At 73.2% G+C, this 24,125-nt stretch carries 24 protein-coding genes; 20 read left to right on the forward strand and 4 right to left on the reverse strand.

The features are described from left to right. The first annotated feature begins 235 nt into the window (after positions 1–235). From ABT158_RS00900 to sigJ, 3 genes are all read left to right on the forward strand, one after another. Positions 236–1,021: a hypothetical protein gene (locus ABT158_RS00900; RefSeq protein WP_352349483.1), complete on the forward strand. Its 786-nt coding sequence runs from the start codon at positions 236–238 to the stop codon at positions 1,019–1,021. 173 nt (positions 1,022–1,194) lie between these two features. Next, a complete protein-coding gene (locus tag ABT158_RS00905; protein WP_352349485.1) occupies positions 1,195–2,487 on the forward strand; it encodes an ArsB/NhaD family transporter in 1,293 nt (430 codons plus the stop codon). Between the two features lie 57 nt (positions 2,488–2,544). Then, positions 2,545–3,438, forward strand: coding sequence for an RNA polymerase sigma factor SigJ (gene sigJ, locus ABT158_RS00910; protein WP_352349487.1), 894 nt, complete (start codon positions 2,545–2,547; stop codon positions 3,436–3,438). Here the strand turns inward: sigJ and ABT158_RS00915 are convergent. Beyond that, positions 3,435–4,859, reverse strand: a complete 1,425-nt coding sequence (locus ABT158_RS00915) for an MFS transporter (protein WP_352349489.1) — start codon at positions 4,857–4,859, stop codon at positions 3,435–3,437. The two genes, sigJ and ABT158_RS00915, sit on opposite strands and share 4 nt — an antisense overlap. Before the next feature lie 69 nt (positions 4,860–4,928). Between ABT158_RS00915 and ABT158_RS00920 the strand changes: the two genes are divergently transcribed. Continuing rightward, on the forward strand, positions 4,929–5,417 hold the full coding sequence (locus tag ABT158_RS00920) for a winged helix-turn-helix transcriptional regulator (protein WP_352322626.1): 489 nt from the start codon (positions 4,929–4,931) through the stop codon (positions 5,415–5,417). Between the two features lie 34 nt (positions 5,418–5,451). Here the strand turns inward: ABT158_RS00920 and ABT158_RS00925 are convergent, their stop codons facing one another. Then, complete coding sequence (locus tag ABT158_RS00925) at positions 5,452–6,300, reverse strand: NAD(P)H-binding protein (protein ID WP_352349491.1); 849 nt, start codon at positions 6,298–6,300, stop codon at positions 5,452–5,454. After that, positions 6,297–7,328 carry a saccharopine dehydrogenase NADP-binding domain-containing protein gene (locus ABT158_RS00930; RefSeq protein WP_352349493.1) on the reverse strand — a complete coding sequence of 344 codons (1,032 nt, stop codon included), beginning with the start codon at positions 7,326–7,328 and terminating at the stop codon, positions 6,297–6,299. Before ABT158_RS00930 ends, ABT158_RS00925 begins: the two co-directional genes overlap by 4 nt. Positions 7,329–7,395: 67 nt before the next feature. Between ABT158_RS00930 and ABT158_RS00935 the strand changes: the two genes are divergently transcribed. Further along, positions 7,396–7,998 carry a TetR/AcrR family transcriptional regulator gene (locus ABT158_RS00935; RefSeq protein WP_352349495.1) on the forward strand — a complete coding sequence of 201 codons (603 nt, stop codon included), beginning with the start codon at positions 7,396–7,398 and terminating at the stop codon, positions 7,996–7,998. On the opposite strand, the gene ABT158_RS00940 is transcribed toward ABT158_RS00935, so the two are convergent. Then, entirely contained in the window at positions 7,984–8,550 is a 567-nt protein-coding gene (locus ABT158_RS00940) for a copper chaperone PCu(A)C domain-containing protein (protein WP_352349497.1), read from the reverse strand. The two genes, ABT158_RS00935 and ABT158_RS00940, sit on opposite strands and share 15 nt — an antisense overlap. Before the next feature lie 110 nt (positions 8,551–8,660). Here ABT158_RS00940 and ABT158_RS00945 point away from each other — a divergent pair, with 110 nt between their 5' ends. The 15 genes from ABT158_RS00945 (at position 8,661) to ABT158_RS01015 (ending at position 24,114) form a co-directional block, all read left to right on the forward strand. After that, positions 8,661–10,001: a lanthionine synthetase LanC family protein gene (locus ABT158_RS00945; RefSeq protein WP_352349499.1), complete on the forward strand. Its 1,341-nt coding sequence runs from the start codon at positions 8,661–8,663 to the stop codon at positions 9,999–10,001. A 346-nt stretch (positions 10,002–10,347) separates the two neighbouring features. Further along, positions 10,348–10,866 carry a flavin reductase family protein gene (locus ABT158_RS00950; protein ID WP_352349501.1) on the forward strand — a complete coding sequence of 173 codons (519 nt, stop codon included), beginning with the start codon at positions 10,348–10,350 and terminating at the stop codon, positions 10,864–10,866. Beyond that, positions 10,863–11,774, forward strand: a complete 912-nt coding sequence (locus ABT158_RS00955) for a glutathione S-transferase C-terminal domain-containing protein (protein ID WP_352349503.1) — start codon at positions 10,863–10,865, stop codon at positions 11,772–11,774. Before ABT158_RS00950 ends, ABT158_RS00955 begins: the two co-directional genes overlap by 4 nt. After that, complete coding sequence (locus tag ABT158_RS00960; RefSeq protein ID WP_352349505.1) at positions 11,771–13,093, forward strand: NtaA/DmoA family FMN-dependent monooxygenase; 1,323 nt, start codon at positions 11,771–11,773, stop codon at positions 13,091–13,093. The genes ABT158_RS00955 and ABT158_RS00960 overlap by 4 nt, the downstream gene beginning before the upstream one ends. Then, positions 13,090–14,259, forward strand: a complete 1,170-nt coding sequence (locus ABT158_RS00965) for an LLM class flavin-dependent oxidoreductase (RefSeq protein WP_352349507.1) — start codon at positions 13,090–13,092, stop codon at positions 14,257–14,259. Before ABT158_RS00960 ends, ABT158_RS00965 begins: the two co-directional genes overlap by 4 nt. Then, entirely contained in the window at positions 14,256–15,290 is a 1,035-nt protein-coding gene (locus ABT158_RS00970; RefSeq protein WP_352349509.1) for an LLM class flavin-dependent oxidoreductase, read from the forward strand. Before ABT158_RS00965 ends, ABT158_RS00970 begins: the two co-directional genes overlap by 4 nt. After that, positions 15,287–16,375, forward strand: coding sequence for an LLM class flavin-dependent oxidoreductase (locus ABT158_RS00975; RefSeq protein WP_352349511.1), 1,089 nt, complete (start codon positions 15,287–15,289; stop codon positions 16,373–16,375). Before ABT158_RS00970 ends, ABT158_RS00975 begins: the two co-directional genes overlap by 4 nt. A gap of 111 nt (positions 16,376–16,486) precedes the next feature. Next, complete coding sequence (locus tag ABT158_RS00980; protein ID WP_352349513.1) at positions 16,487–18,109, forward strand: TIGR04028 family ABC transporter substrate-binding protein; 1,623 nt, start codon at positions 16,487–16,489, stop codon at positions 18,107–18,109. Then, complete coding sequence (locus ABT158_RS00985; protein WP_352322613.1) at positions 18,106–19,035, forward strand: ABC transporter permease; 930 nt, start codon at positions 18,106–18,108, stop codon at positions 19,033–19,035. The genes ABT158_RS00980 and ABT158_RS00985 overlap by 4 nt, the downstream gene beginning before the upstream one ends. Next, a complete protein-coding gene (locus ABT158_RS00990; RefSeq protein ID WP_352349515.1) occupies positions 19,032–19,820 on the forward strand; it encodes an ABC transporter permease in 789 nt (262 codons plus the stop codon). The genes ABT158_RS00985 and ABT158_RS00990 overlap by 4 nt, the downstream gene beginning before the upstream one ends. Further along, complete coding sequence (locus tag ABT158_RS00995) at positions 19,817–21,364, forward strand: dipeptide ABC transporter ATP-binding protein (protein ID WP_352349517.1); 1,548 nt, start codon at positions 19,817–19,819, stop codon at positions 21,362–21,364. The genes ABT158_RS00990 and ABT158_RS00995 overlap by 4 nt, the downstream gene beginning before the upstream one ends. Beyond that, on the forward strand, positions 21,361–22,353 hold the full coding sequence (locus tag ABT158_RS01000) for a putative FMN-dependent luciferase-like monooxygenase (protein WP_352349519.1): 993 nt from the start codon (positions 21,361–21,363) through the stop codon (positions 22,351–22,353). Before ABT158_RS00995 ends, ABT158_RS01000 begins: the two co-directional genes overlap by 4 nt. Beyond that, complete coding sequence (locus ABT158_RS01005) at positions 22,350–22,934, forward strand: CMD domain protein (protein WP_352349520.1); 585 nt, start codon at positions 22,350–22,352, stop codon at positions 22,932–22,934. Before ABT158_RS01000 ends, ABT158_RS01005 begins: the two co-directional genes overlap by 4 nt. After that, positions 22,931–23,497: an alkylhydroperoxidase domain protein gene (locus ABT158_RS01010; protein ID WP_352349522.1), complete on the forward strand. Its 567-nt coding sequence runs from the start codon at positions 22,931–22,933 to the stop codon at positions 23,495–23,497. The genes ABT158_RS01005 and ABT158_RS01010 overlap by 4 nt, the downstream gene beginning before the upstream one ends. Next, positions 23,494–24,114 carry a VOC family protein gene (locus ABT158_RS01015; protein ID WP_352349524.1) on the forward strand — a complete coding sequence of 207 codons (621 nt, stop codon included), beginning with the start codon at positions 23,494–23,496 and terminating at the stop codon, positions 24,112–24,114. The genes ABT158_RS01010 and ABT158_RS01015 overlap by 4 nt, the downstream gene beginning before the upstream one ends. Positions 24,115–24,125: the final 11 nt, after the last annotated feature.

Here is a 24,125-nt window from a genome sequence, read left to right on the forward strand (position 1 = left end):
CTCCTCGCCTGCGCTGCCGGAGCGGCCGAGGGCGGACAGGCAGGGGTGAGTCCGTACATCTGGGACGCCACGGGCGGCCATTTGGGACGAGGTTTGCGGTTCGCCTCGTAGCGTCCGAGATCGGGACCTCTCACCGGAGAGCGATGGCGGGCCCGGCCGGCTCGCGTCGACCCGTCCTGTCGTGACAGGTCGGCCCGATGCGCCGACCCGTCCTGCCTCGAAAAGGAGCAGTCTCATGCCTACTCTCGCCACGTCACTGCCCGCCCTGGCCGCCGCCGGGCTGACCGTACTGGCTCCGGCCGTCGTCCCGGGGGCCGCGCACGCCGCGGCCGCGATCTCCTGCACCGTGTCCGGGGAGGCGCAGTACATCCCCGGGGCGCAGCGGCTGCTGCACCTCGACCGTTCCGTCAGCCGCCGGGAGCCGTGGAACTGCGTCGACCACAGCGGCACGGGCGTCACCGCGGCCCGGCTCAGAGCCAGCTTCAACGGCGTGAACCCGAGCTGCGGCGGACGCACCGTCACCAGGGGACGCCCGGCCGGCGAGGGCAACGCCTTCGACCGCGTGTTCGGCGACCGCGACGCCGAGGACCGCAGCCTGTCCAACCGCATCGTCTACAACCGCGAGGGCCGCAGCCTGGCCGACCGCATCGTCCACGACCAGGACGAGCGCAACCTGGCCGACCGCGTCGTCTACGACCGGGAGCGCTGGGGGCAGTCCGACGGCGTCATCCGCGACCGCGCCGCCGCCGCCGGGACCGCCGCGCCCGGGGGCACCGGCACCGTCACCATCGACTGGACCATCAAGGGCGCCAGGCAGACCAGCAAGGCCAGCGCGCGCATCGTCGAGGTCGTGCGCGACACGGCCAAGGTGTCGGGGACGATCCAGTCCGGGCCGTTCAGGGGCAGGACGTTCACCGGCCGGTTCGACACCTACCTGCTCGGCGGTTCGGGCACGTGCGTCTCGGGCTCGTCCGGCAGCGTGCTGCACGCGGGCTTCAAGGGGCAGTTCAGCGTCGGCTGACCAGCCACCCCACCGGGCGCGACCGGCGCCTGGCCCCGTACGGGCGGCCAGTCCGCCGGTCCCGTCCGGCCGCGCCTCTTGGTAAGTTGTCCTGAGGTGTGCCGGGAAGTCTGGTCGGCGATTCTGTCGTCGATCTCGGAGTTCTCCTTGCAGGCTTTCCCGGGTGGTCCGCCATGACCGTCACCGCGTGGCTGGCGGTCGCCGTCTTCCTCGTCTCGTACACGCTGATCGCCACCGAGAAGGTCCACCGGGTCGCCGCGGCGCTCGGCGGCGCGGGGATCATGCTGGTGCTGCACGCCACCGACGGCGGCGCCGCCTTCTTCGACGAGCACACCGGCATCGACTGGAACGTCATCTTCCTGCTGCTCGGCATGATGGTCATCGTCGGCGTGCTGAAACAGACGGGCGTCTTCGAGTTCCTGGCCATCTGGGCCGCCAAACGGGCCAGGGGGCGCCCGTTCCGGCTCATGGTGCTGCTGATCCTGATCACCGCGGGCGCGTCGGCGCTGCTGGACAACGTGACCACCGTGCTGCTGATCGCGCCGGTGACGTTCCTGGTGTGCGAGCGGCTGGCGCTGCCGGTGGCGCCGTTCCTCATCGCCGAGGCGATGGCCTCCAACATCGGCGGCACCGCCACCCTGGTCGGTGACCCGCCCAACATCATCATCGCCAGCCGCGGCGGGCTGACCTTCAACGACTTCCTCGCGCACCTGGCCCCGCTGATCGTGGTGCTGCTCGTGGTCTTCATCGGGCTGTGCCGGGTGATGTTCCGCCGGTCGTTCCGCTACGACCCCGAGCTGGCGGCCGAGATCATGACGCTCGACGAGCGCGAGGCCATCGCCGACCGCAGGCTGCTGTGGCAGTCGCTGACCGTGCTCGCGGTGGTGATGGCGGCGTTCGTGCTGCATCCCGTGCTGCACTACGAGCCGTCGGTGGTGGCGCTGCTCGGCGCGGGCGTGCTGGTGGCGCTCACCAAGGTGACCACCGAGGAGGCGATCGCCGAGGTCGAGTGGCCCACGCTGGTGTTCTTCGCGGGGCTGTTCGTCATGGTCGGGGCGCTGGTGGAGACCGGGGTGATCGCCCAGGTCTCCCAGGCCGCCGCGCAGGCCACGCACGGCCGGCTCGGGCTGACCACGATGGTCCTGCTGTGGGCCTCGGCGGGCCTTTCCGCCATCGTCGACAACATCCCGTACGTGGCCACCATGAGCCCGATCGTCGCCGACCTCGTCCAGGCCAACGGCGGCGAGGGTCCGGCGCAGGTGTTGTGGTGGGCCCTGGCGCTCGGCGCCGACCTGGGCGGCAACGCCACCGCCGTGGGCGCGGCGGCGAACGTGGTCATCCTCGGCATCGCCGCCCGCAACGGCACCCCGATCAGCTTCTGGCAGTTCACGAAGTACGGCTTGATCGTCACCGCGACGACGGTCGCGCTGGCGACGCCGTACCTGTGGCTGCGTTACCTGGTGTGACGCAGCTCATGTCACACCCGGGGGCCCCAAAGGCTCTCAAAGGACATGATGCCTGGAATGACGGACGTTTTCCGCGGCCACAGGGAGCTGCTGTTCTCCATCGTCTACAACATGCTCGGCAGCGTCTCCGACACCGAGGACGTGCTCCAGGACACCTGGCTGGCCTGGTCGTCGCGGGACCCGGACGAGATCGGGAACCCGCGCGCCTACCTGGTGCGCATCGCCGTGAACCAGGCGCTCGCCCACCAGTCGGCGCTGCGCCGCCGCCGCGAGACCTACGTCGGGCCATGGCTGCCCGAACCCCTGGTCACCACGGCTGACAGGGCGGCCGACGGGGCGGCGGACGTGGTCCGGGGCGAGTCGGTGTCGCTGGCCCTGCTGGTGGTGCTGGAGACGCTTACCCCGCTGGAGCGGGCCGTGTTCGTCCTGCACGAGGTGTTCGCCTTCCAGCACACCGAGATCGCCGGCATGCTCGGCCGCAGCCCCGCCGCCGTGCGCCAGCTCGCGCACCGGGCCCGCGAGCACGTCCAGGCCCGGCGCCCGCGTTACCGGGTGGACGCGCGCGTCCAGCAGGAGGTGACCGAGCGGTTCGTGGCGGCGGCGTTCGGCGGCGACCTCGACGCGCTGATGGAGCTGCTGGCGCCGGAGGTGACCCTGTGGGCCGACGGCGGCGGCAAGTCCGTGGTGGGCGGGCCGCGTCCGGTCCGGGGCCGCGACAAGGTGGCCCGGCTGCTCGTCGCGCGCACCGCCCAGCCGATGGAGGGGCTGGACATCCAGTACCGGGAGACCAACGGGGACCCGTCGGCGGTGGTGTTCGTGGAGAACGCGCCGTTCGCCGTCATGGTCGTCGATCTGACCTCCGACGGGTCGCAGGTGCGCGACATCTACACGGTCGCGAACCCCGACAAGATCTCCCGGGTGCGCAGGGAGCCGGGAGCGGACCCGTCCTAGCCGACGGTCTCGGGCACCGGGCTCTCGACGGGCGCGGCGGCGGCGCGGGCCCGCAGGCCGAACGCGGTCACCAGCACGGCCGCCACCGCGACGGCCACCGGGACGGCCAGGGCGATCCGCAGCGAGTCCAGGGTCGGCGCGGCGCCGCCGCCGAGCGCGGCCACGTTCACGGCGGTGACCGCCGACAGGCCGAGCGCGGTGCCGAACTGCATCGCCGTGTAGAGCAGGCCGCCGGCCAGCCCCTGCCGGTCCTCCGCCACGCCCTCGGTCGCGGCCATGGTCAGCGGGCCGTAGGTCAGCGAGAAGGCCAGGCCGAGCAGGAGCATGGTGGGGAGCATGGCGGCGTACGTCCAGTCCGGGCCGACCGGCAGGAACAGCGCGTACGCCAGCGCCGACAGCACGATCCCGGCGAACAGCACGCGGGCGTTGCCGAACCTGTTCACCAGGCGCGGCGTGAGCGTGGGGGCCAGCACCGTGTCGATGCCGATCACCAGCATGGCCAGGCCGGTCTGCAGGGTGCTCCAGCCGCGCACCTCCTGCAGGTAGAGCGTGGCCAGGAACTGGAACCCGGCGAACGAGGCCAGGAAGAGCAGCGCGCCCAGGTTGGCCCGGACGAGCGGCCCCGAGCGCAGGATGTCCAGCCGGACCAGCGGGTTGGACGAGCGGCGTTCGATCAGCACGAACAGGGCGAGCAGCAGCAGCCCGGCGGCGAACGTCGCGACGGTGGCGCCGGAGCCGTCCGCGGGCGCCTCCAGGCGGACCACGCCGTACACGAGCAGCAACATCGAGCCGGTGATGGTCAGCGCCCCGGCCAGGTCGAACGAGCCCCGCACCCGTTCGCCGGAGTCCTTCACCAGTGGGACGGCGGCCAGCAGGATCACCGCCGACAGCACCACGGGGGCGAAGAACACCCAGCGCCAGCCGATCGAGGCCAGCAGGCCGCCGGCGACCAGGCCGAGCGAGAAGCCGCCCGCCGCGGTCCCGGCGTACACGCCGAGCGCCTTGGTGCGCTGCGGGCCCTCGGGGAAGTTGCCGGTGACCAGCGCCAGCCCGGCGGGCGCCATGAACGCGGCGGCGACCCCCGTGACGAACCGGGCGACCAGCAACATCCAGCCTTCGGTCGCCAGGCCGCCCAGGCCGGAGAAGAGCAGGAACACCGTCAGCCAGGTCAGGAACATGCGGCGGTGGCCGAGCAGGTCGGCGGCCCGGCCGCCCAGCAGCATGAACCCGCCGTAACCCAGCACGTACGCGCTCACCACGCCGCTGAGCGTGCCGGTGGACAGGCCGAGGTCGGCGCGGATCGACGGCAGCGCCACGTTGAGCATGGCCACGTCGATGCCTTCCAGGAAGACGGCCCCCGCCAGGACGAACAGCGCGCTCCACGCGCGCGCCCCCATGCGGGGGTGGTTCAAGGGAGACATGGTGCATTCCTTCCACAATGGTCGGTTCCTTCTTGTAACCAGCAGCATTTTTGGTCACCATAAGGAGCCATGGAAGACGGAACTTCGATGTCCCTCGGTCACTGCGGGGATACCGACTACGACGTGCTGCAATGGGACCAGCGGGAGGACTGCGAGGTCAGGCAGATCCTCGACCGGATCGCCGACAAGTGGTCGCTGCAGGTGATCGCGCTGCTCGACCGGCGCAGCCTGCGCTTCACCGAGCTGCGCCGCATGATCGACGGCGTGAGCCAGCGCATGCTCACCAGGACCCTGCGGCACCTGGAGCGCGACGGCCTGGTGAGCCGTACCGTCCACCCGACCGTGCCGCCGCGCGTGGACTACGCGCTGACGCCCCTCGGCGGCACGCTGCACGCCACCATCCGCGCCCTGGTCACCTGGACCGAGGAGCACCAGGGCGAGATCGCCACGGCCCGCGCCGCCTACGACGTGCGGGTGGCGGCCGAGCAGGCGGCGGCGGCCGAGGAGGAGGCCGGGCGGGAGGCCGTCGCGCGCGGCGTGCTCGCGGGCCTGCGCTGACCGACCTGGTGGAGGAGGCCGGCCGGTACGGGGATCAGCGCCGGGCGGCGGCGAACTCCCCGATGGTCACCGGACGTCGCCCGCCGACGCGCTCGATGCTCTCGGTGACCCGGTAGAGCGGGTGGTCGCCGGAGCCGATGAAGCGGAAGATCGCCCACAGGTGGCTCAGGTGCTCGACGGCGTACGGGTCGCGGTACACGTCGTGCGCCCGCCGCTCCCACTCCTCGGGAGGCAGGTCCGCGTAGCGCACGCCGAGGGCGTCGGCGGCCTCGGCGGCCGTCGCCATCTGGCCGGTCACCAGGCAGACCGGGTCGGCCGGCGCCGGGTCCAGCAGCAGGCCCGCGCCCACCCGCGCCACGTCGGCGGCGGCGACGAGCGGGAGCAGCGTGTCCGGCGGGCCCAGCGGGAGGGCCAGCTCGCCGTACGCGTCCGCCACGACGGCCAGGTTCTCGAAGAAGACCGCCGCGCGCAGGTGCACCGCGCCCACCCCGGCCCAGTCGAAGACCTGCTCCGACAGCCAGTGGCGGCGCATGCGCGGCGTCCCGGCCTCGGGCTGGGCGTCGAGCTGGGAGACCTCGACCACCCGCTCGACCCCCTCCTCCCTGGCCGCCGCCGCGAACGCGCCGGTCGCGTCGAGCAGCCCGGCCGTCACCGGATAGGTGAAGTACGCCCGCCGCACCCCGCGCATCGCGGGCCGCACGTCCCTGATCTCGCGCAGGTCGCCGACGACGACGTCCGCGCCGAGCTTGCGCAGCTCGCCGGCGCGCTCGTCGTCGGAGTGCACGAAGGCGCGCACGGCCTGGTCGCGCTGGAGCAGCTGTTCGGCGACCTGCCGGCCGGTGCCGCCCTGGGGGCCGCCGGCCGCGCCCGTGACCAGGATCATCGCCCGCTCCTTCCCGGCAGGGTGAGCCTGAGCAGCCCGAGCGCTTCGAGGTCGCGCAGGAACGGCTCGGCGGGGAACGCCTCGGCCGGGGCGAAGACGCCGGGCCCCGGCCCGTGCCCGGCGGCCAGCCGCACGGCGGCCTCGACCGACGCGAGCGCGCTGAGCCGCCACAGGTCGCGGCCGGTGATCCGGCCGGCCGCGCCGCCGTCCTCGGTGACGACCTGGACGGCCACGGTGAACTCCGAGCCCGCCCTGGTCTCCGGGTCGACGGCCTCGCCGGTGAACGCGCCCTCCTCCTCGAAGGTGTGCGCGGTGAGCTGCGCCTCGACCCAGCGGGCCGGCACGTGCCTGGGCACGGTGACGACCTCCGACGACGGGATCGGCGCGATCATCGTGCGCGGTCCGAGCGGCGGCGGGAAGGGGAAGACGGCGTTGCGCGGTTCGACGTACCCGACGTGCTGGGCGCCGTCGCTGTAGGTGATGCGGCGGGTGTCGGCGAACAGCAGCTCGGCGGTCTTGCGCGCGCCGGTGGTCAGCCGCCAGCCGGACACGGCGTACGCGCTGGTCACCCGGTCGATGCCGGTCAGCCCGGCGGACACGGCCGCGGCCAGCAGGTCGCCCATGCCGCCGTAGAAGCTCATGGCCGTGATCATCGTGATGCCCGCGGCCGCGGCGGGCTCGGACATGGCGTCGAACATCCACTTGGTGTGGTGCTGCTCAAGGGCGTGGTCGACGTAGTGGCAGCCGGACGCCGCCGCGGCGCGGGCCACGGGCCGGCCGGTGTCGGTGAAGGGCCCGGCGCAGTGGATCAGCACACCGGCCTCGGCGGTGAGGGCCCGCAGGGCGTCGGCGTCGTCGAGCGGGGCCTCGTGCACGCGGGCTCCGCCGAGCTCGTCGGAGACGTCCTTGAGCCGGGCGGCGTCGCGGCCCGCCAGGATCACCTCCAGGCCGCGGGCGCGTAATTCCGCCGCCACCAGGCGTCCGGTATGACCACTTGCTCCGTAGACGGCGATGGGTTCTGCGGACACGATCGGCCTCCGTGTTCCATACTTCTGGTACGTGATTCGAACATACGTACTAGGAGTATGGAAGTCAATGAGCCGCCGTACCCAGGCAGAACGCACGGACGAGACGACGGCGCGGCTGGTGGGCGCCGCGCGCCGGCTGTTCGGCGAGCACGGCTACGCCGACACCTCGATCGACGCCGTCGCCGCCCGCGCGGGGGTGACCAAGGGGGCCGCCTACCACCACTTCGGCGGCAAGCCGGCGCTGTTCCGGGCGGCGTTCACCGGCGAGCTGGCCGAGGTCGCGGCGGCCCTGGAGCACGCCGGGGCCCAGGAGGGCGACCCGCTGGCGGCGCTGCGCCGGGGCCTGCGCACCTTCCTGGAGCACTGCCTCGACCCGGGCTTCCGGCAGATCGTGCTGCTCGACGCGCCCTCGGTGCTGGGCTGGGAGACCGCCCGCGAGATCGAGTACGACCACCTGCTGCGCGTCCTGGCCGGCGGCCTGCGCCGGGCCGCCGAGGGCGGGCGGATCGCGGGCGGGAACGCGCCCGCCCGCGCGCAGCTCGTGTTCGGCGCGGTCTGCGAGGGCGGCATGCTGCTGGCCCGCTCCGCCGACCCGGACGCCGACCTGCCGCTGATCGCCGCCGAGCTGGACCGGTTGTTGTCGGCGCTGCGGCCGTCAGTGGCCGGTTGAGTGGCCGGTTGAGTGCCCGGTCCGGTGCCGGGGCGCGTGCGGCGGCGCGTGGCCCGGCGCCGCCGGGGTGGCCGCGGGGCCGGTCGAACCGGCGGGGGACTGGGGCGCGTTCTGCTTCACGGGCACGTACACGCGCACGGCCCCGGCGTCGCGGAAGGTGAAGGTCATGGGCACGGTGGCGGCGCGTACGCCGGTGACCGTGCCGAGCGGCTGCTCGCCCGCGCCCACAGGCTGGCCGGGCCGGATGTCGGCGGCGGCGCCGGAGAGCTGCACCGAGCCGCCGCCGTCGACGGTGATCTGCTGGAGCTGGTCGGGCTTGTGGCCGTCGTTGATCAGCACGGCGTAGAGGGTCTGCTCGGAGGCGGGCGAGGACGGGGTGGCCGCCTGGCCGGGAGCGGGCCGGAGGTAGGCGTTGCGCACGTGGATGACGCCCTTGGCGTCGGCGTTCGCGCCCTCGTTCTGCGGCAGGTGCTGCCCTGTGTCGTATCCGGTGTTCGTGCAGCCCGTGACGCCCAGGGCCAGGATCGCGGCACAGATGATGGGACGCTTCACGACGCCCTCCCCGTTCGATACTCGACGTCACCGTTCCGTTACCCGCGATGATGGAGGCGAACCCTTGAGAAAAGACCGATTTTCCTACCGGAAGTGTGGGAGAATGGAGTATGGGCTTGGACCGGACCCGCTCGCCGAGTGAGCGCGCCGAGACTCCGCTGACCGCCGCGATCATGGCGGGCCGCTGGATCCGCACCGCCGCCGTCGACGACGGCAGAGGCCGCCACTGGCGCGCCAACCCCGACCCCCGTGGCAGGTCGGCCGCCGCCGGCGACTCCGCCTCCCTGTACGCGGGCGCCGCCGGCATCGTGCTGTTCTTCCTGGAACTGGCCGCCGCCACCGGCCACGAGGCGTACCTGGACGACGCCCGCAGAGGCGCCCGCTACCTGGCCGCCACCTGGCGCGAACGCGCCGACCTGACCCTCTACCACGGCCTGACCGGCACGCTCGTCGCGCTGATCGAGGCCGGCTGGGCCTTCGGCGACGGCGTCTTCGAGGAGGAGGCCGTCGCGGTGGCCGACACGATCGTCCGCGCCGCGCGCCCGCTGGACGGCGGCCCCGGCTGGACGCGCGAGCCCGCCCAGCGCGGCGACGGCGGGATCGTGCTCGGGCTGCTCCAGGCCGCCGCCGCGCTCGGCGTGCGCGGCTACGAGGAGACGGCGGTGGCGGCGGGTGAGCGCATCGCCGGGCTCGCCGTGCCCGGCCATCGTTTCGGCGACTGCGCCGACCTGCCGCTCGACGCCGTCACCCCGGGCTTCCTGTCCGGCACGGCGGGCACCGCCTTCCTGCTGGCCAGGCTCTACGGCGTCACGGGCGAGCGGCGTTTCCTGGAGGCGGCCGCCCGCGGCGCGGGCTTCGTGCGCGAGGTGAGCGCGGTGGCGGGCAGGTGCGCCGTCGTCCCGCACCACGTGCCGCAGGGGCGCGAGCTGCACTACCTGGGCTTCTGTTCGGGCTCGGCGGGCGTGGCCCGGATGTTCTACGAGCTGTTCCGGGTCACCGGCGACCCCGGCCACCTCGACTGGGTCGAACGGCTCGCGCACGGCGTCGTCGAGAGCGGCGCCCCCCTCCGGCAGACCGACGGCTTCTGGAACGTGGCCTGCCAGTGTTGCGGCGCGGCCGGGCTGCTCGAACTGTTCGTCGGCCTGTGGGCGGCGACCGGCGACGAAAACCGCCTCGCGCAGGCCCAGGTGCTCGCCGGGCACCTCATCGGGCGCGGCGACAACCACGACGGCCAGGGGTTCCGCTGGTACCAGGCGTACCGGCGGCTGCGGCCGGGCGAGGTGAGCGCGGACACCGGGTACATGGTCGGCGCGGCCGGCATCGGGGCCGCCCTGCTCCACCTCGACGCCGCCATGCAGCCCCGGCAGGCGCGCCGGGTCATCCTGCTGCCGGACAACCCCTTCCCGGCGATCCCGGTGCCACCCGCCAAACTTCGCGATTCATCCCAATAGGTATTCCCTTTAAAACCAGTAGGGAATATTGACTTGAGGCTCGCGGCGGCCTAGCGTCGTTGGCATGAGCCAGGGCACTCTCCTGACCAGGCGCCCGCACGTGGACTTCGGCCACGTCGCCAGCGCGCAGTGTCGTTGATCACGGACCAGCAGCCGCCCGCCTTCCCCTGAGCGCACCAGCGTGGCCGACGCCGTCCACGCCTCCGCTGACGAACCCTCGCGTGCCCCCTTCCCGGCGCTCCCGGCCCGGCCGCCGGGAGCGGCGTGCGCACGCCCTCTCTCCCGTGAGGAGCCTTTCCGTGATCGCAAACAGACCCGTCCGCCCGTACCGAGCGGAGGCCGGCGCATGACCGACACCCTGCCCGACCAGCAGGCCGTCGGCGCCGACGTGTTCCGCCAGGCGCTCGCCGTGCACGCCAGCGGAGTGGTGGTGATCACCGCGCAGAGCGAGGGCATCCCCGTGGGGCTCACCGCCACCTCGTTCTCCTCGGTCAGCCTCGACCCGCCGCTCGTCTCCTTCTACGTGGACCAGTCCTCCACCACCTGGCCGTGGCTGCGGGGGGCCGACCACTTCGCGGTCAACATCCTGGCCAGCGACCAGGCCGAGCTGGCGGCGCGGTTCGCGCGCAAGGGGGTGGACAGGTTCGCCGCGCCCACGCGGTGGCGGGCGGGGCCGCTCGGCGCCCCGCTGCTCCAGGACGTCTCCGCCCACCTGATCTGCCTGCCGTACGAGACCGTCGAGGTCGGCGACCACGTGCTGGTCGTCGGCCTGGTGGCCGAGGCGGCCACGCACAACGCCGGCCGCCCGCTGCTCTACCACCAGGGCCGGTTCGGCCGCTTCCTACCCCACCAGGAGAACCTGTGACCGCCACCACCGGCACGCCGGTCTACGCCGGCCCGCTCGACCGCGTCGCCTACGGCCGCTACGGCCCCGGCCGCCTGCACCTGTCGGCCGGCTGGGACCGTCCGGTCTACCCCTTCCAGGACCGCGTCACCGCCGACGGCACCAGCGGATACCGCGCCGAGCCCGGCCGCTACCACGTCTATGCCGCCTGGACCTGCCCCTACGCCCAGCGCGTCGCGATCGTCCGCAAGCTCAAGCGCCTGGAGGACGTCGTCTCGCTGTCGTACGTGGACGACGAGCGCGACGGTCGGGGCTGGGCCTTCAGGGAGCGCAGGGGCCCGGACCCGGTCAACGGGTTCGCCTTCCTGGAGCAGGCCTACGACGCCACCGAGAAGGGCTACCCGGGCCACATCTCGGTGCCCGTGCTCTGGGACAGGGCGCGGCGCAGGATCGTCAGCAACAACTTCCCCGACATCACGATCGACCTGGCCACCCAGTTCGAGAAGTGGGCCGACACCTCGGTCGACCTCTATCCCGAGCACCTGCGCGGCGAGATCGACAAGCTGAACGCGTGGATCTACCACGACGTCAACACCGGCGTCACCCGGGTGGCCCCGGCCGGCACCGAGGCCGCCCGCGAGGAGGAGCGCCACCGCGTCGTCGCGGCCCTGGAACGCCTGGACGAACGCCTGGCCGAGCAGCGGTTCCTGACCGGCGACACGATCACCGAGGCGGACGTGCGGCTGTGGGTGACGCTGGTCAGGTTCGACGCGCTGCACAACCACGAGCACCTCATCAGCGAGCGCGAGCTGCCCGACTTCGAGCACCTCTGGGGCTACGCCCGCGACCTCTACCAGCGCCCGGCGTTCGGCGAGACCATCGAGGGCCTGCCCGCTGCCTGGGGCACGCCGCACGGGCGGGGCCGGTGACGCGCAAGAGGCAGGTGCACCTCGCCGCGCACTTCCCCGGCGTGAACAACACCACCGTCTGGGCCGACCCCCGGTCGGGCAGCCAGATCGACTTCGCCTCGTTCGTCCACCTCGCCAGGACGGCCGAGCGCGGCACGTTCGACTTCTTCTTCCTGGCCGAGGGGCTGCGGCTGCGCGAGCTCAAGGGCCGCATCCACGACCTGGACGTGGTCGGCAGGCCCGAGGCGCTGACCGTGCTCAGCGCCCTGGCCGCGGTGACCTCGCGGCTCGGGCTCGCCGGCACGGTCAACGCCACCTTCAACGAGCCGTACGAGCTGGCCAGGCGGCTGTCCACGCTCGACCACCTGAGCGAGGGCCGGGCCGCCTGGAACGTGGTGACCACCTCCGACGCCTTCACCGGCGAGAACTTCCGCCGCGGCGGCTTCCTCGACCCCGCCGACCGGTACCGCCGGGCCGAGGAGTTCGTCCGGCTGTCGCGCGAGTTGTGGAACTCCTGGCAGCCGGACGCCGTGCTCGCCGACCAGGGCGCGGGCCGCTTCCTGCGGGAGGGCGCGATCGGCACGGTCAGCCACCGGGGCAGGCACTTCACCGTCGAGGGCCGGTTCACGCTGCCGCGCTCCCCGCAGGGACACCCGGTGATCATCCAGGCCGGCGACTCGGACGACGGCCGCGAGTTCGCCGCCGCCCACGCAGACGTGGTCTTCACCCCGCACGGCGGGCTGGAGGACGGCAGGCGCTTCTCCGCCGACGTCAAGGGCCGCCTGGCCCGGTACGGCCGCCGGCCGCACCAGCTCAAGATCATGCCCGGCGTGACGTTCGCGCTGGGCGACACCGACGAGGAGGCCGCCGAGAACGCGGCCAGGATCCGGCGGCAGCAGGTCGGGCCGCAGACCGCGATCGCGTTCCTGGAGCAGGTGTGGGGGCGGGACATGTCGGCCTTCGACCCCGATGGACCGTTCCCCGACGTCGAGCCGGACCTGTCCCAAGGCGTCTCCCAGGGGCGGGTGCCGATCAAGGACCGCGCCGCGGTGGCGGCCAAATGGCGGGCGCTGGCCGCGGAGAAGGGGTTGAGCATCCGCGAGCTGGTGATCGAGGTCACCGGGCGGCAGACGTTCGTCGGCACCCCCGAGGGCGTGGCCCGGCAGATGGACGAGCACGTGCAGGCCGGCGCGGCCGACGGCTTCATCCTCGTCCCGCACCTGACCCCCGGCGGGCTGGACGAGTTCGTCGACCGGGTGGTGCCGGCGCTGCGCGAACGCGGCGTCTTCCGCACGGAGTACACCGGCACCACCCTGCGCGAGCACCTGGAGCTGTCATGACGCTGCACCTGGCCGTGGCCCTGGACGGCGCCGGCTGGCACCCCGCCGCCTGGCGCGCGGCCCCCGGCACGCGGCTCTTCTCGGCCGGTCACTGGGCGGGGCTGGTCGCCGAGGCCGAGCGCGGGCTGCTCGACTTCGTCACCATCGAGGACGCCCTGGGCCTGCAGTCCACCCGGCCCGACGGCCCCGACGACCGCACCGACCAGGTACGCGGCCGGTTCGACGCGGTGCTGCTCGCGGCCCGGCTGGCGCCGCTGACCACCCGGATCGGCCTGGTGCCGACGGCCACCACCACGCACACCGAGCCGTTCCACGTGGCCATCGGCATCGCCACGCTCGACCACGTCAGCGGCGGCCGGGCGGGCTGGCGGCCGCAGGTCTCGGCGCGGGCGAGCGAGGCGGCCCACTTCGGCCGCCGCCGGTTCGCCCCGCTCGACCAGGTGCTGAACCGGCCCGGCGGGGTGGACCTGTCGGCCGACCCGCACGTCCGCGCCCTGTTCGCCGAGGCCGCCGACGCCGTGGAGGTGGCCCGGCGGCTCTGGGACAGCTGGGAGGACGACGCCGAGATCAGGGACGTGGCCACCGGCCGGTTCGTCGACCGCGGCAAACTCCACCACATCGACTTCGAGGGCGGGTTCTTCTCGGTGCGGGGGCCGTCCATCACGCCCAGGTCGCCGCAGGGGCAGCCGGTGGTGGCCGCGCTGGCCCACGCGCGGCTGCCGTACGAGTTCGCGGCGGGCGGCGCGGACGTCGTCTTCGTCACGCCGCGCTCGGCCGAGCACGCGCGGGAGATCGTCCAGGAGGTCCGGGGGCTCTCCGGCGGCCTGCGGATCTTCGCCGACCTGCTGGTCTTCCTGGGCCCGGACGCGGCCCGGCGCAAGGCGCGGCTCGACGAGCTGGACGGGGCCGAACTGACCTCCGACGCGGCGATCTTCACCGGCGACGCCGGGCAGCTGGCCGGCCTGCTGCTGGAGTGGCGGCGGGCCGGGATCGAGGGCTTCCGGCTGCGGCCGGGGGCGCTGCCGTACGACCTGGAGCGGATCAGCCGGGAGCTGACGGCCGAGCTGCGCGGGCGCGGGGCCTTCAGGAGCGGGTACGAAGCCCGGACGTTACGCGGGCTGCTCGGCCTGCCGCGCCCGGCGAGCAGGTACGCGGAGGTGTCATGAAATTTCTGGGCATCACATTGATCGTCCACAGCGACGGCCGGTCACCCACGGAACGATTCCGCGAGGTCGTCGAGACCGCCGTGCTCTTCGAGGAACTGGGCTTCGACGGCTACGGCGTGGGCGAGCGGCACGAGCGGCCCTTCATCTCCTCCTCGCCCCCGGTCGTGCTCAGCCACATCGCCGCCAGAACGTCCAGGATCAGGCTGTTCACCGCGGTCACCACGCTGAGCCTGCTCGACCCGGTGCGCGCCTACGAGGACTACGCCACGCTCGACCACCTGTCCGGCGGCCGGCTCGAACTGATCGTCGGCAAGGGCAACGGCGCGGCGCAGGCCAGGCTCTTCCACGTCACCGCCGCGGACCAGTGGGAGCGCAACCGCGAGTCGTACGAGCTGTTCCGCCGCCTGTGGCGGGAGGACCGGGTCACCTGGCAGGGCCGCTTCCGCCCCGCGCTGACCGACGCCGAGACCTGGCCGCGCCCGCTGCAACGGCCGATCAGGGTCTGGCACGGCAGCGCCACCAGCAAGGAGTCGGTCGAGCTGGCCGCCCGCCACGGCGACCCGCTCTTCTCGGCCAACGTCACCAACCCCATCGAGCCCTACGCCGAGCTGATCGACCACTACCGCGAACGCTGGGCCCATCACGGCCACGACCCCGCCGACGCCCTGGTCGGGGCGGGCAGCGCGGGCTACTACGCGGCCCGCACCTCGCAACGGGCCCTGGCCGAGTACCGGCCGATCTACCAGGCCCGCCTGGAGACGTTCCGGCGGGCCGGCGTGCAGCCGGTCTTCCCCACCCTGGAGGACGCCGTCGAGCGCGGCTCGATCCTGGTCGGCAGCCCGCAGCAGATCATCGACAAGGTGCTGCGCTACCACAAGCGGTTCGGGCACGAGGTCATGCACCTGCCCGCCGACGCCGACGGCCTGACGCCGGGGCAGCACCGGGAGACGCTGGAGCTCTTCCAGACCGAGATCGCGCCGGCGCTGCGCGCGGAGATCCCCAGCCGTCCGTTCCCGGGGAGCGCGTCATGACCCTGTCCATCCTCGACCTGGCCCCCATCAGCTCGGGCGGCACCGCGGGTCAGGCGTTACGCGACACGATCGAGCTCGCCCGGCGCGCGGAGGAGTTCGGCTACGCCCGCTACTGGCTGGCCGAGCACCACTTCGCCCCGGGCGTGGCCGGCTCGGCCCCCGCCGTGCTGATCGGCCTGGTGGCGGCGGCCACCTCGACGATCAGGGTCGGCTCGGGAGCCGTGCAGCTCGGCCACCGGACGCCGGTGTCCGTGGTCGAGGAGTTCGGGATCATCGACGCGCTGCATCCGGGCCGGCTCGATCTGGGCATCGGGCGCTCGGGGCGGCGCGGGGCCGAGCCGGCTCCCGCACGTCCCGCGAGCACGGAGGCCAGGGTGGTGGACGGGCTGCTCATCCCGCCGCCCTTCGACTGGTCGCGGCTGGCGAAGATCCCCCGCCTGGCCTTCCAGGCGAGCCTGCTGCAGCAGCCCGGAGCGGTGACGCCCGACTTCGCCGACCAGGTCGACGAGGTGCTCGCGCTGCTCGGCGGCACCCACGAGGCGCACGTGACGCCCGGCGAGGGGGCCGACGTCCAGGTGTGGATCCTGGGCAGCAGCGGCGGGCAGAGCGCCCGGGTCGCGGGCGAGCGCGGGTTGCCGTTCGCGGCCAACTACCACGTCAGCCCGTCGAGTGTGCTGGAGGCCGTGGAGGCGTACCGCGAGGCCTTCAAGCCGTCGGACGAGCTGGCCGAGCCGTACGTGATCGTGTCGGCCGACGCGGTGGTGGCCGAGAACGAGGCCAGGGCGCGCGAGCTGGCCTCGCCGTACGGGTTGTGGGTGCGCAGCATCAGGACGGGGGCGGGCGCGATGCCGTACCCGACGCCGCGGGAGGCGGCCCGGCACGTCTGGACCGAGGCCGACCGCGCGCTGGTCAAGGACCGGATCGACACCCAGTTCGTCGGCACGCCGCGGGCCGTGGCCGAGGGGCTGCGCGTGCTGCGCCGGGTCACCGGGGCCGACGAGCTGCTGGTCACCACCATCACCCACGACCCTGCCGACCGCGTGCGCTCCTACGAACTGCTCGCCGAGGCCTGGGACCGCCCGTGACCCGGAAACGCCTCTGACGTTGCGGCCGAAGCCCCTGGTGGCTTCGGTCGCGCGTTTGCTGTAGCCTTTTCCTACTTTTTAGGTATGTTTTGTCTGAAAGGCAGTACCCCCATGTCCTCATCCAGCCTGCGCACCGCAGCCGTCATGCTCGCCGTCGTTGGGCTCCTCGGCGCCTGTGGCGGCCAAGGGGGTGCTGCCGGCGCGGCGCCGTCCAGCGGTCAGCCGGTCTACGGCGGCACGCTGACCTACCTGGAACACCAGCCGCCCACCTGCCTCTACCTGCCGGCCGCCGGCTTCTATCCCAACGGCGGCATCCTCAACCAGATCACCGACAAGCTGACCTGGCAGAACCCGCAGACCCTGGAGATCGAGCCCTGGATCGCCACCAAGTGGGAGGTGAACGAGGACGCCACCGAGTACACCTTCCACCTGCGCCAGGGCGTGACCTTCAGCGACGGCAGCCCGCTCGACGCCGCCGCCGTCGCCGCCAACTTCGACGTGTACGGCCTCGGGAACACCGAGCTCAAGCTGCCGGTCGCCGAGTTCGTCAACAACTACGAGCGCAGCGAGGTCGTCGACCCGCTGACCGTGAGGTTCCACTTCAAGAAGCCCTCTCCCGGCTTCCTCCAGGGCACCTCGGTCATCGGGGCCGGGCTGGTGTCGAAGAAGACGATCTCGCTGCCGTACGAGCAGCAGTGCCAGCTGAAGAACATCGTCGGCTCGGGCCCCTTCACACTGAAGAAGCAGATCGTCGACAAGGAGGTGGACCTGGCCGCCCGCAAGGACTACGACTGGGCGCCGCCGTCGTCGAAGCACCAGGGGCGGGCGTACCTGGACGAGATCAAGATCATCGTGACGCCCGAGGACAACGTCCGGGTCGGCGCGCTGACCTCCGGCCAGGCCGACTTCGTGCGCTACGTCCAGGCGTACGACGAGAAGACCGTCAAGGACGCCGGCTTCCAGATCTACGCCGAGCCGACCAGGGGCGTGAACAACGGCCTGTACCTGCGGCCGTCCAACAGCATCCTGAAGGACCTCGACGTGCGCAAGGCGCTGCAGGCGGGCACCGACGTCAAGGAGGTGGTGGACACCCTGTTCACCGCGAGCTACCCGCGGGCCACCTCCGTGCTCAGCCACCTCGCCCAGGGCTACCTCGACCTGTCCAAGGACCTGGCCTACGACCCGGCCAGGGCCAACGCGCTGCTCGACAAGGCCGGCTGGACCAGGGGCGCCGACGGCGTGCGCGAGAAGGACGGCGTCAAGCTGCGGCTGGGCGTGTTCGTCGCCGGCCCGCAGCCGCTGTCCAAGCAGACGCTCGAACTCGTCGGCCAGCAGTGGGCCAAGCTCGGCGTGCAGCTGGAGATCCGTCCCGCCGACGCCGGCACCCAGGCCGTGGACATCAAGGACGCCGAGAAGACCGCCGTCGCGCACAGCATGGTCGGCCGCGCCGACCAGGACGTCATCAAGAGCCACTTCCACAGCCAGAACCGCGACGTCATCCTGTCCAAGGACAAGAAGCTCGACACCCTGCTGGAGGAGGAGTCCGCCGAGCCCGACAACGCCAAGCGCAACGCCAAGGTCGGCGAGATCCAGCGGTACGTGATCGACCAGGGCTACGCCATCCCCCTGTTCGAGGAGCCCCAGGTGTACGGCGGCGCGCCGTACGTCAAGGGCGTGGCCTTCGAGGCGGTCGCCCGGCCGTGGTTCTACTCGGCGTGGAAGGCCCAGCAATGACCAGGTATCTCCTGACGCGGGCCGGGCAGGCGGTGCTCGTGCTGTGGGCCGCCTTCACCGCGAGCTACGTGCTGCTGCAACTGCTGCCCGGCGACTCGATCCTGATCAAGTTCCAGAACCCCGAGCTCGGCCTGTCGCCGCAGCAGATCGCCGACATCCGGGCGTACTACAGCGGCGGCTCGCCGATCGGCGAGTACCTGCGCACCCTGACCGGCTTCCTGACCGGCGGCTTCGGCTACTCGATCGACACCGGCACCCCGGTGGTCGAGCGCCTGGGCGAGGCGCTGCCCGAGACGGCCCGGCTGGCCTCGGCGGCGTTCGTCCTGGCGGTGCTGCTCGCCGTGGTGATCGCGTTCGTGGCGAGCTACAGCAGGACGTCGTGGCTGCGCGGGGCGCTGCTGTCGGTGCCGTCGCTGTTCATCTCGGTCCCGGCGTTCTGGCTGGGGATCCTGCTGATCCAGGTCTTCTCCTTCCGGCTGCGGCTGGTGCCGGTCATCGGCGGCGGCGAGTTGCAGCAGCTCGTCCTGCCCGTGGTGACGCTGGCCGTGCCGATCTCGGCGCCCATCGCGCAGGTGCTGGCGCGCGGCATCGACCAGGTGTACGCGCAGCCGTTCGTGCCGGTGATCGCGGCCAAGGGCGCCACCCGCTGGTGGATCCTGTGGCGGCACGTGGCGCGCAACGCCGTCCTGCCGACGCTGACCGTGGCCGGCCTGACGTTCGGCGAGCTGATCGCGGGCTCGGTCGTGACGGAGACCGTCTTCGGCCGCAACGGCGTCGGGCGGCTCACCGAGCAGGCCGTCACCGCCCAGGACACGCCGGTGATGCTGGCCGTGGTGGTGCTCGCCGCGGCGGTGTTCGTCCTGGTCAACTTGGTGGTGGACGTGTTGTTCCCGGTGCTCGACCCGCGGCTGAAGGCGGCGTCGTGAGGGCGGGCCTGATCCTGTCCTGGACGGTGATCGCCGTGGCGCTGTTGTGGGCGGTCGTCCCGGGGCTGTTCACCGGGTACGACCCGATCGCCGGCGTGCCGGTCGAGAAGCTCCAGGCGCCGAGCGCCCAGCACCTGTTCGGCACCGACGCCGTCGGGCGGGACGTGTTCGCGCGGGTGGTGCACGGGGCCGTGCACTCGTTGTCGGGGGCGTTCGTCGCCGTCGCGGTCGGGCTGCTGCTCGGCACGCTGCTCGGGCTGCTGGCCGGCTCGCTCGGCGGGGTGCCCGACGCCGCCGTCATGCGGGTCGTGGACGTGCTGCTGTCGGTCCCCGGCCTGCTCCTGGCCCTGGTCGTGATCATCCTGCTCGGCCCGGGGACGGTGAACGTGGCCGTCGCGGTCGGCGTCGGCTCGGTGGCCGCGTTCGCCCGGCTGTCGCGGTCGGAGGTCGTCCGGGTGCGCCGCACCGACTACGTCGAGGCCGCGTTCGGCAGCGGCGGCCGGTTCACCGCCGTGTTGTGGCGGCACGTGCTGCCCAACTCGCTCGGCCCCGTCGTCGCGCTGGCCGCCCTGCAGTTCGGCGTGGCCATCCTGGCCATCTCGACGCTCGGCTTCCTCGGCTACGGCGCCGAGCCGCCGACCCCCGAGTGGGGGCTGCTCATCGCCGAGGGCCGCAACTACCTGGCCACGTCCTGGTGGCTGACCACGCTGCCCGGTGCCGTGGTGGTCGCGGTCGTGCTCGCCGCCGGCCGGATCAGCCGGTCCATCGCCAAGGAGTCCTCGTGAGCCTGCTCGACGTCCGCGACCTCGCGGTCTCCTACGACGGCCGCCCGGCGGTGCACGGCGTCTCCTTCACCGTCGAGCCGGGCGAGGTGGTCGCGGTGGTCGGCGAGTCGGGGTCCGGCAAGACCACGACCGCGCACTCGATCATCGGCCTGCTGCCGCGCAACGCCTCGCTCGACCGCGGCAGCGTCCTGCTGGGGGAGAACGACCTGGCGACCTGGTCGCCGCGGCGGATGGAGTCCGTCCGCGGGGCCCAGATCGGGCTGGTCCCGCAGGACCCGTCCAACTCGCTCGACCCGGTCAAGACGGTCGGGGCGCAGATCGCCGAGGTGCTGCGCATCCACAAGCGCGGCGACCGGGCCGCCGTCCGGCGCCGGGTGGTCGAGCTGCTCACCCGCGTCGGCCTGCCCGACCCGGAGACGCGGGCCCGCCAGTACCCGCACGAGCTGTCCGGCGGCATGCGCCAGCGCGTGCTGATCGCCATCGCCGTCGCGCTCGAACCGCGGCTGATCATCGCCGACGAGCCCACCAGCGCCCTGGACGTCACCGTGCAGCGGCGCATCCTGGACCTCATCGACGACCTGCGCGCCGAGTTCGGCACCGCCGTGCTGCTGGTCACCCACGACCTCGGCGTGGCCGCGAGCCGCTCGGACCGGCTGGTCGTCATGAAGGACGGCCGCGTCGAGGAACAGGGCCCGACCAGGGAGATCCTGGCGGCGCCCGGCGCGGACTACACCCGCAGGCTGCTGCACGACGCCCCCGCGCTGACGGCCCGCCCCTTCCGCGAGCCGGTGGCCGCCGAGCCCGCGATCGTGGTGCGCGACCTGGTCAAGGAGTTCCGGTCGGGGCGGCGGGCCTTCCGGGCCGTGGACGGCGTCTCGTTCGAGGTGCCGCGCGGCACCACGCACGCGCTCGTCGGGGAGTCGGGGTCCGGCAAGACCACCACCGCGCGCATGGTGGTGCGCTTCGCCGAGCCCACGTCGGGCACGGTCACCGTCGCCGGGGCGCCCGACGGCCGCGGCTTCCGCCGGCACGTCCAGCTCGTGCACCAGAACCCGTACGGGTCGCTGGACCCGCGGCAGCCGGTCGCCGACATCGTGGAGGAGCCGTTGCGCAACTTCCGGCTCGGCGACCGGGCCGCCCGCAAGGCCCGCGTCGCCGAGCTCCTCGACCGGGTGGCGCTGCCCGCGGACGTGTCGTCGCGCCGGCCGCGCGAGCTGTCGGGCGGGCAGCGGCAGCGGGTGGCGATCGCCCGCGCGCTGGCCGCGGGGCCGGAGGTGCTCGTGCTCGACGAGGCCGTCTCGGCGCTCGACGTCACGGTCCAGGCGCAGATCCTCGACCTGCTCGGGCAGCTCCAGCGCGACCTCGGCCTGACCTACCTCTTCATCTCGCACGACCTGGCGGTGGTGCGGCAGATCTCGCACACCGTCTCCGTCATGAACAAAGGACGCATCGTGGAATCAGGATCCACCCGGCGGGTCTTCACCGACCCGGCCGACGACTACACCCGCGAGCTGCTCGCCGCCATCCCGGAGCCGGTGCGATGAGGCTCGGCTTCTTCACCCGCGTCCTGGACGAGGCGCCCCCGGCGGAGCGCTACCGGCTGGCCGCCGAGCAGATCGCGCACGCCGAGTCGCTCGGGTTCGACACCGCCTGGGTGGCCCAGCACCACTTCGACGGCGAGGAGGGCGGGCTGCCCGCGCCGCTGGTGTTCCTCGCTCACGTGGCGGCCCGGACCAGCCGCATCCGGCTCGGCACCGGCATCATCACGCTGCCGCTGGAGCACCCGGTGCGGGTGGCCGAGGACGCCGCCGTGCTCGACCTGCTCACCGGCGGGCGGCTGGAGATCGGGGTCGGCAGCGGCGGGACGCCGTCGTCGTTCGGGCCGTTCGGGCACGACAGCGGCGACCGCGCCGCCCTGTACGCCGAGCACCTGTCGATCCTGCTCAGGGCCTGGTCGGGGGAGGACCTGGGCGGCGGCAACCGGCTCTACCCGCCCGCGCCCCGGCTGCCCGGCGCGATCTGGGAGGCGACGTTCTCGGCCGCCGGCGGAGCGCGCGCCGGCCGGGCGGGCAACGGGCTCATGCTCTCGCGCACGCAGCCCCGGCCGGCCGACGACCCCCAGGCGACGCTGGCCGACCTGCAACGGCCGATCGTGGACGCCTACTTCGAGAACCTGCCCGCGGGCGTCGCCCCGCGCATCGTGGCCTCGCGGACCGCGTTCGTGGCCGACAGCCGCGCCGAGGCGCTGCGCTGGGCCGAGCAGGGCCTCGGGCGCGGCCGGCTGCCGTGGGAGCTGCCCGGCGGCGACCTGGACAGCCGCATCGCCGCCTTCGACGTGCACGTGGGCACCCCGCAGGACGTCATCGACAGCCTGCGCGCCGATCCCACCCTCGAACGGGTCACCGACCTGGTCTTCCAGGTGCACTCGGTGGACCCGCCGCACCCGCTGATCCTGCGTTCGACCGAGTTGCTGGCGACCGAGGTCGCACCCGCGCTCGGCTGGCTCCCCTCCACCGAAATGAGCTCCACATGATCAACGACGTCATCGACCACCTGGCCGGGATAAGACCGGGCTCCCGTCTCGACAAGCTGCGCGACCTGCGGCCCGCCGCCCGCGAGCACGCCCAGCGCGGCTTCGACGCGCTCTTCACCCCCGACGAGGAGGGCGAGGTCACCCTCGTCGAACGCGACGCCGTCGCGGCCTTCGTGACCGGGCTGCACCGCGACGCCGTCGTCGCCGGCTTCTACGCCGACCGGCTCGCCGAGCTGGCCCCCGGCCTGCTGAAGGCCGTCGCGACCGAGGTCGAGGCGGGCGCCACCACCGGCCCGTACGGCGTCTACCCCGCGCCGCTGGCCGCCGAGAGCGACGAGGGCCTGCGCTACCGGGTCCGCAACCCGGACGAGCTGGGCGTCCGGCTCACCGCCGCGTTCGAGCACGCGCACCTGCTGGTGTTCCGGCCCCGCGAGGCCAGCGGGCAGGCCCTGGAGGCACTGGCCGCGGCCGGCTGGAGCCCGACGGGCGTGGTGACGTTGTCGCAGCTCGTCGCCTTCCTCGCCTTCCAGGTCCGGGTGGTCGGCGGCCTGCGGCTGCTCAACGCGGAGGTGGCGGCGTGAGCACCGGCTTCACCCAGGAACAGCTCGGCTGGCGGCCCTGGCTGCCGCCGCTCGCGCCGGAGGAGCTGACCGAGGCCCACTACGAGGCGCTGGTGGACCGGGCGCGGGCGTCGTCGCCGTACTTCCTGCTGCTGGCCCGCGACCCCGAGATCCTGCACGCGCGCACCAAGACCGACAACGACATCTTCTACAACGCCGACGGCGGGCTGCCGCGCGCCGAGCGCGAGCTGGCCGCGACGGCGACCTCGCGGCGCAACGGCTGCGTGTTCTGCGCGTCGGTGCACGCCCGCTTCGCCGCCCACCACTCCAAGCGCCCCCAGGACGTGCAGCGCCTGCTCGACGAGGGGGTGGACGCGCCGCAGGACGGCACCTGGCGGGCGGTCGTCGACGCCTCGGTCGCGCTGACCGCCACGCCCGTGGAGTTCGGGCCCGAGCACATCGCGGCGCTGCGCGCGGCCGGGCTGGACGACCTGGCGATCAGCGACACCATCCACGCCGCCGCCTTCTTCAACTGGGCGAACCGGCTCATGCTCTCACTCGGCGAACCGGAGGACCACCGATGACCGACCGTCACCTCGACCACCTCGTCTATGCCGTTCCCGACCTGCTCACGGGGGTCGAGGACTTCGCCGCGCGCACCGGCGTGCGGCCCGTCCGGGGCGGCAGCCATCCCGGTGGCACCGCGAACTACCTGGTGCGCTTCGGGCCGACCGCGTACCTGGAGATCATCGGGCCGGACCCCGAGTCGGAGGTGCGGCCGCGGGCGTTCGGGCTGGCGACGCTGACCGAGCCGCGCCTGGCCGCCTGGGCTGTGCATCCGCAGGACCTGGACAAGACCGTGGAGCTGGCCCGTGAGCGCGGCTACGACCCCGGCGACGTGCAGCCGCTGTCCCGGCGCACCCCGTCCGGCGAGCTGCTGGAGTGGCGGCTCACCCGGCGCGAGGACCCCGCCGCGGTCCGTCCGGTGCCCTTCCTCATCGACTGGGGGACGACCACCCACCCGGCCGCCACGGACCTGCCGCAGCTCGGCCTGGTCTCCTTCGCCGCCGTCCACCCCGACCCCGGCGCGCTCCGCCGCGACCTGGCCGCCCTCGACGTGACGCTCGACGTCACCGAGGGGCCGGAGCCCGGCCTGCGGGCCGTCGTCGACACCCCGCTCGGCCACGTGACCCTGAGCTGAACCCCGTTCGA

Origin of the sequence: Nonomuraea sp. NPDC001636, assembly GCF_040298265.1 — a bacterium.
In the GTDB taxonomy this organism is placed as follows: Bacteria; Actinomycetota; Actinomycetes; order Streptosporangiales; family Streptosporangiaceae; genus Nonomuraea.